Consider the following 5,687-nt stretch of genomic DNA (forward strand, 5'->3'; position numbering starts at 1 on the left):
CACCTATGCTGATGCGTTCCCGCCGGGCAGCAGTGGCCGTTGGAACTGCGCCATCTCGGGCATTCGAAAATCGTGCCGGTGCCCCCGCAGCCCTGGCACTCGCCCATTTCGGGTAACATCAAACCCATTTTGCCCAACCTCTCGGCGTGAACGCCTCAACCCCACGAACCGGCGGAGCCCAACCGCCGTCACCTGACATTGCCATACGGCAATTAAGGTTTTTCTAAAGAACTGAATCGACGCGAACGCAAGTCGCCGGCAGAGCTTTTCCCACCAACCAGCATGCCAAGGAGCCTCTCATGGACCGCAACTTCGCGCGGGCGCTTGCGCTCGTGCTCAAATCCGAAGGCGGCTGGTCGGACAGAAAAGCTGATCCCGGCGGCGCCACCATGAAGGGTGTCACACTCGCGAACTTCCGCCGCTACGTGAAGGCCGACGCCAGCAAGGCCGATCTGAGGAAGATCACGGACGGCCAGGTGGCCACCGTCTATCGGCGGTTCTACTGGGACGCCGTATCCGGCGCCGAGCTCCCCGACGGCGTCGACTATGCCGTCTTCGACTTTGCCGTGAACAGCGGGCCGGGCAGGGCGGCGAAATACCTCCAGGCAGTGCTCGGCGTCGCCCAAGACGGCCGCATCGGGCCGGCGACGCTCGCCGCGGCCCGGGCGAAACCAGCCGGCGTCGTCATCGACATACTTTGCGATGCGCGGCTTGCCTTTCTCCAGCGGCTGCCGATCTGGCCGACCTTCGGCAAGGGCTGGCGCGCGCGCGTCGCCTCGGTGCGCTCCGCGGCGCTGCTCATCTCGGCGCAGGATCCCGAGAATTGGCGACATCGGCCGGCAAGAATTCAGCCAATCGCGATGAACCAATTCGCGTCGCCATGCGACGCATCGGTGCAAATGAACACCCGTGTATCCATGGAGATTTTCGATGATTGCAATCCTTCGCAATGCACTTCTCGCCGCCCTGGCCGTATCCACCCTGGGTGGATCCGCGATGGCCGGCCAGCAGATCTACGAATGCGACAACACGCCGACCAACAAGCTCTGGGCTGGCCGCTGCTGCGGCGTCGGCGACGCCAATTGCCTCGGTGGCGAAAGCCATGGCCATGACCGGGGGAATCCCGGCCGGGGCAACAATGGCGGAGGCGACAACGGCAGGGGCGATAAAGGGCCTAAGTGAAGCTCGCGCTCAGCACCAAGGCTCGCCGGTTTGCCGACCGGCGAGCAATCGGCGCAGACTGGGGCACCGTGGTTCGGTTAGTTTCCCTGCCAGTCGCCCTTTTCCAGGCGCATTCCCGTCGCCTTTTTCAGGCGCCCTTTTCCAGGCGCCCTTTTCCAGGCGCTTGAGCCGCTGGAAGAAGCGGGCCACAATCCCCACTTATGGAGAAATCCAAGGAGGTTTGACATGGCTTCTTCCGAACGCGCGGTCCTTGCCGGCGGCTGCTTCTGGGGCATGCAGGATCTGATCCGCCGCTTGCCCGGCGTGATCTCCACCCGTGTCGGCTATAGCGGCGGCGACGTGCCGAACGCAACCTACCGCAATCACGGCACCCATGCCGAGGCGATCGAGATCGTCTTCGATCCGACCAAGACCAGTTTCCGCACGCTGCTCGAGTTCTTCTTCCAGATCCACGATCCGACGACCCGGAACCGTCAGGGCAACGATGTCGGCATGAGCTACCGCTCGGCGATCTTCTATACCAGCGACGAGCAGAAGCGGGTGGCCGAAGACACCATCGCCGATGTCGACGCCTCGGGTCTCTGGCCGGGCAAGGTCGTCACCGAGCTCGCTCCGGCCGGTGCCTTCTGGCAGGCCGAACCCGAACATCAGGATTATCTGGAGCGCTATCCCAACGGCTACACCTGCCATTTCGTCCGGCCGGGCTGGAAGCTTCCCGTCCGCGAAAAGGCCGCCGCATCATAAAAATAGGGCTGCGCAGCCCTTCATTCAGGATCCCGCCCGCCGTGCCGAAAGGCATGGCGGGCTTTCTTGCGTTCCGGGCGCAAGCCCGCACCTCGCCGGCATGCTCCGGCTGGAACAGTGGCCTTAGCCCTTGGCCCGGCGGTTCTCGTTTTCATGGCCGATCCAATGGGCTCGGATGCGGTCGCTGGCTTCAAGGTAAGCCATGTCGATGAGATAGGTCAGAAGCTTTTCGCCGTCGGCCTCAGCCTTCTGGCGAAGCTCGCGCAAGATCCCCTGCGCAAACTGCAGGTTTTCCATTTTGCTCGGCTGGTCCATCGGTGCCCCCAATGTCTGCGTGGAAGTTTGGCTGACTATACTTGTACGAATGTTGTCGGCTCGCTCGCGGCCAGGCTGCGCCCGGTTGCACCTGCGCTCGATCAATGAAGCTGTTGCACATCGCGCGAAAATGTCGATATTTTACGCCCCCAATCGGATGGCGAATATGCATGAAGACGAGGGCAGCACTCCCGACAAGCTGCAAGCCATGCTTGACGTGATTGCCAGGAGCGAGCCCGCGCGCGGGAGCGGACAGGCCGATCTCGGCAGGCTGCAGGCCGATGCCGCCAAGGCCGCCAACGTGCTGATCGAATTCTACGGCGACGCTGCCCTCGAGCGAGCCAAGCTTATCGAGCGCCGCTCGCCCCACTCGCATTTCGCGCGCATGGTGACGGCCGAGATCGGCAGGCGCGGCAGGCTTCCGCCCAGAAGCTAGCCCGGAACCCGGCCAAGAAACCGACAAAGATCGCCTCAGGACGATTTGCGCCTCCTCGATCTCTCGCCAAGTCTTTGCAGGATCTCTTCCTCGATGTTGTCCAGCAGGTAGGAAAGCATGTCGTCCTCGATCGACTGCGCGATTTCCCTGGCCTGCTCGACATGGTCGTGGATTTCGCGCAGCGAGTGATCCTCGCCCGCGGCATCCTGCGTCAGGTCGATGAACCAGCCGGGATAGAGCGCTGCCTCGCCCATGTCATCGACATAGCACTGGCCGACGGCAAGGATTTTGCGCAGCCCCATCTTTTCCGAGCGGACCTTGTAGACCTCGCGGAAACCTGACCTGCGCTCGATCGCCTTGCGGATCGCCAGCCGAACCCGCGGCCGATCGTCCCGCTCTATGCTTTGCATGCACCGCTCCAGCGGCGCGCCGTGCGAGAACTCCTCGAGCGTCAGGTCGAAATAAGCGGACAGATTCGCGTCCCCATAGATGCGGTCGCGCTTGATGTCCCAGGTCCAAAACCCGTCGATCGGTGGATACCGCATATGCAGGTTGCGGCTGCGTTGAGGCGCCAGTGTCATGAAAACCGCCCCGTTCGGTTTCAGGATTCGCCAGTACTATGTCTTAAAATCAAAAAGAAACAAAGGTGAGTTTTTGTACAAGGCAGGAAAATGATTGGGCCTGCCGCTTGCTTGCATAGCTACGCCGCATAGTTGGCATCATCCAGGAAATACGTTTCGTGAAAAATTTTCTCTGGCCGAAACAATTTTCATTTCCGTGTCGCAAATGAAGCCAGTGCTTCACGCGAGAAGGAAGCTTTCGAACTTAAACAGCATCAAAAGTTGTATTCGCCCGGACGCAACGCCTGGGCTGGACATACTGTCCATCTTGTAAGGCCGGCGCGGCAATGCTGGTGTTGCCTGAGCCGCGCCGGCCGAAGCGGCCTCCAAAAGGTTTTCGCCGCGCCGGGGATGCTAGCGGCCGCTGCCGCGCCGGCAAACCGACCGTTGGTTGAAAATGCCCGACTTCCAGAAGAAGACAAGGCCCTCGCGGTCAGCGTCCGGTCGTTTACGGGCATAGGCGCCGGCTCGCTGGACCGATGCGTCCTTGCTCTGCGACTTAAGCCTTACTGCCATTCAGCATTTAGGCTGATTTGCGATACGGCTCGCGCACGGTCTCCGGCTCGGCATCATCGGCCGCCGACTCAGCGACGGTCCTGTCATGCTCGAATTGGCTCGCCTCGGGCAGAGGATGCAACCACTGCTCGCGCCGACCGATCCACAATTCGTAGCTGGGCTCAAGCCCTTCGGTCGGTACGACATCCAGGCTGCCGATCATCACCTCGGCCTCGTCCTCGCGAACCGACGGCAAGCGGCTGCCGCAGGTTGGACAGAAGCTTCGCCCGCCATAAGTGCTGGTGATACCCGCGCTTTCGAATGCCTGGCGCGGCCATATGGCAAAGGCCTGATACGCCGATCCGCTGGTCTTGCGGCAGTCCTTGCAATGGCAAAGTCCCACCCTCAGCGGCTCGCCGGTCACCCGGAACTGGACACCGCCGCACAGGCAGCTGCCGCTACGCATGACATCGTCGAACATGGCCGTTCCTCCTGCAGCCGGGACATTGGTGTCACCATCCGGTACAATTCGCATGCTGCCTCAACTGTTCCACAGCGCGGTCGGAACGTCGCTCAACCGGGAAAGTCGAAGACCGGTTCCTCGCAGCGGTAGACGCGGCATGGACCGTCACGGGTCGGAACCGCGACCGACATCGGGACTTCCGGCCAGTCGCACTCATTGCCGAATTGGCGCACGAAACGATCATAAGTGTTGGGCCCGGTGGTCAGCACCGCGGCATGCCGGCGCTGGATCAGCGCCTGCGTCTCGCCACAAGTCATGGCGCGTGTGTCGGGCCGCGCATCGGCGGCGCCCGCAGTCCATAATATCGTGCCGGCTACAAGGGCGGTCGTCAGGTTTTTCATGGAGGCGCCAGCTTTCAGTGATCGCTTTTGCGGTACGAATATGGCTCGCCGCCGGAACACCGCAAGTCTTTTGAACAGCAAAACGACGCCGATGAGGATGTCTGCGCAACCGGCCTTGTCGCGGTCGGACGGACGACGAAGCGACCGTCAGCGCGACGTCGGTAAGAACCCGGTCAGGCATTCTGGCCTCCCGATCCGCCGCATTCCAGGCAGATCACACTGTGTCCCGGACAGCTCAGCCGGTGCGTTCCTTCCGGGCAGCAATGGCCGTTGGAGGCGACCCAGCGGTCGCAAATGAAAATTTTCCTGGCGCCATGGCAGCGCCGGCATTCCGCCGAGGGCATCAGATTCTCGTTTGGCGAGACGCGATGCTCCGCTTCAACGACCGCGTTCATCCATTTAGTCCCCAACGACTGGATTGTCGGTCCTGTTTTTCTCAAGACATTACATTAGCCATCCGAGATATAAAAGCCCCGGGCGGATGACGAAAGTTTCATCCCTCGACCCTTTCCCTTTGCGCTGCCGTTGCTAAAGCTCGTCCGGCAAAGGGCGCCCGAGCAGATTCCGTCGGGCGCGGGCAGGCAACGGGATTTCCTGCAATGACATGGACCGGTGCGGGAGCGCTTTTCATCCTGGTAGCCACTTATGCCGGCGTTGCCGTCGGCCGTATTCCGGGCTTCAGGCTGGATCGCGCCGGCATCGCGCTGCTCGGTGGCGCCGCCATGATCGCGATCGGCGCGATCGGCATGGAGGATGCCTACCGCGCCATCAATTTCGACACGATCACGCTTTTGCTCGGCATGATGATCGTGGTCGCGCATCTGAAAGTGTCCGGCGCGTTCCGGGCGCTCGGCGGCTTCGCTATTGAGCATGCGCACGCGCCCTTCATGCTGCTCGTCATGGTGACGCTTCTGACCGGAGTACTTTCGGCCTTTCTGGTCAATGACGCGATCTGCCTGGTGATGGCGCCGATCGTCGTCCACGTCACCCGCGTCATCCGGCGCAACCCGGTTCCCTACCTGATCGCCACC

General features: G+C 61.9%; 8 protein-coding genes. 4 read left to right on the plus strand and 4 right to left on the minus strand.

Features of this window, described 5'->3' with window-relative positions; genetic code table 11:
* Positions 1–299 precede the first annotated feature (299 nt).
* Both EOA60_RS39015 and msrA read left to right on the plus strand, forming a co-directional pair.
* Complete coding sequence (locus EOA60_RS39015) at positions 300–1,112, plus strand: glycosyl hydrolase 108 family protein (protein ID WP_245479262.1); 813 nt, start codon at positions 300–302, stop codon at positions 1,110–1,112.
* Between the two features lie 295 nt (positions 1,113–1,407).
* Positions 1,408–1,926 carry a peptide-methionine (S)-S-oxide reductase MsrA gene (gene msrA, locus EOA60_RS15975; protein WP_067325167.1) on the plus strand — a complete coding sequence of 173 codons (519 nt, stop codon included), beginning with the start codon at positions 1,408–1,410 and terminating at the stop codon, positions 1,924–1,926.
* Between the two features lie 123 nt (positions 1,927–2,049).
* Here the strand turns inward: msrA and EOA60_RS15980 are convergent, their stop codons facing one another.
* Positions 2,050–2,346 (minus strand): hypothetical protein, encoded by a 297-nt coding sequence (locus EOA60_RS15980; protein WP_127215688.1) that lies wholly within the window; start codon positions 2,344–2,346, stop codon positions 2,050–2,052.
* Positions 2,347–2,407: 61 nt separating this feature from the next.
* Here EOA60_RS15980 and EOA60_RS15985 point away from each other — a divergent pair, with 61 nt between their 5' ends.
* Complete coding sequence (locus EOA60_RS15985) at positions 2,408–2,677, plus strand: hypothetical protein (RefSeq protein ID WP_127246804.1); 270 nt, start codon at positions 2,408–2,410, stop codon at positions 2,675–2,677.
* Between the two features lie 35 nt (positions 2,678–2,712).
* On the opposite strand, the gene EOA60_RS15990 is transcribed toward EOA60_RS15985, so the two are convergent.
* The 3 genes from EOA60_RS15990 to EOA60_RS16000 form a co-directional block, all read right to left on the minus strand.
* The gene (locus EOA60_RS15990; protein WP_095824462.1) at positions 2,713–3,258 is read right to left on the minus strand and encodes a hypothetical protein; all 546 of its coding nucleotides are present in this window, start codon (positions 3,256–3,258) and stop codon (positions 2,713–2,715) included.
* Between the two features lie 562 nt (positions 3,259–3,820).
* Positions 3,821–4,273: a GFA family protein gene (locus EOA60_RS15995; protein ID WP_067325159.1), complete on the minus strand. Its 453-nt coding sequence runs from the start codon at positions 4,271–4,273 to the stop codon at positions 3,821–3,823.
* A gap of 92 nt (positions 4,274–4,365) precedes the next feature.
* Positions 4,366–4,656: a hypothetical protein gene (locus tag EOA60_RS16000; RefSeq protein ID WP_067325244.1), complete on the minus strand. Its 291-nt coding sequence runs from the start codon at positions 4,654–4,656 to the stop codon at positions 4,366–4,368.
* 599 nt (positions 4,657–5,255) lie between these two features.
* Between EOA60_RS16000 and EOA60_RS16005 the strand changes: the two genes are divergently transcribed.
* Positions 5,256–5,687: SLC13 family permease (locus EOA60_RS16005; protein ID WP_281060747.1), on the plus strand; the 432-nt coding region annotated here is incomplete at its 3' end.

The organism is Mesorhizobium sp. M1A.F.Ca.IN.020.06.1.1, assembly GCF_004023265.1.
GTDB lineage: Bacteria > Pseudomonadota > Alphaproteobacteria > Rhizobiales > Rhizobiaceae > Mesorhizobium.

Excerpts from the sequence above, each read along its gene's own strand:
- EOA60_RS39015 (WP_245479262.1), top strand. The coding sequence starts at position 300 with ATGGACCGCAACTTCGCGCGGGCGCTTGCGCTCGTGCTCAAATCCGAA.
- msrA (WP_067325167.1), top strand. The coding sequence starts at position 1,408 with ATGGCTTCTTCCGAACGCGCGGTCCTTGCCGGCGGCTGCTTCTGGGGC.
- EOA60_RS15985 (WP_127246804.1), top strand. The coding sequence starts at position 2,408 with ATGCATGAAGACGAGGGCAGCACTCCCGACAAGCTGCAAGCCATGCTT.
- EOA60_RS15990 (WP_095824462.1), bottom strand. The coding sequence starts at position 3,258 with ATGACACTGGCGCCTCAACGCAGCCGCAACCTGCATATGCGGTATCCA.
- EOA60_RS15995 (WP_067325159.1), bottom strand. The coding sequence starts at position 4,273 with ATGTTCGACGATGTCATGCGTAGCGGCAGCTGCCTGTGCGGCGGTGTC.
- EOA60_RS16000 (WP_067325244.1), bottom strand. The coding sequence starts at position 4,656 with ATGAAAAACCTGACGACCGCCCTTGTAGCCGGCACGATATTATGGACT.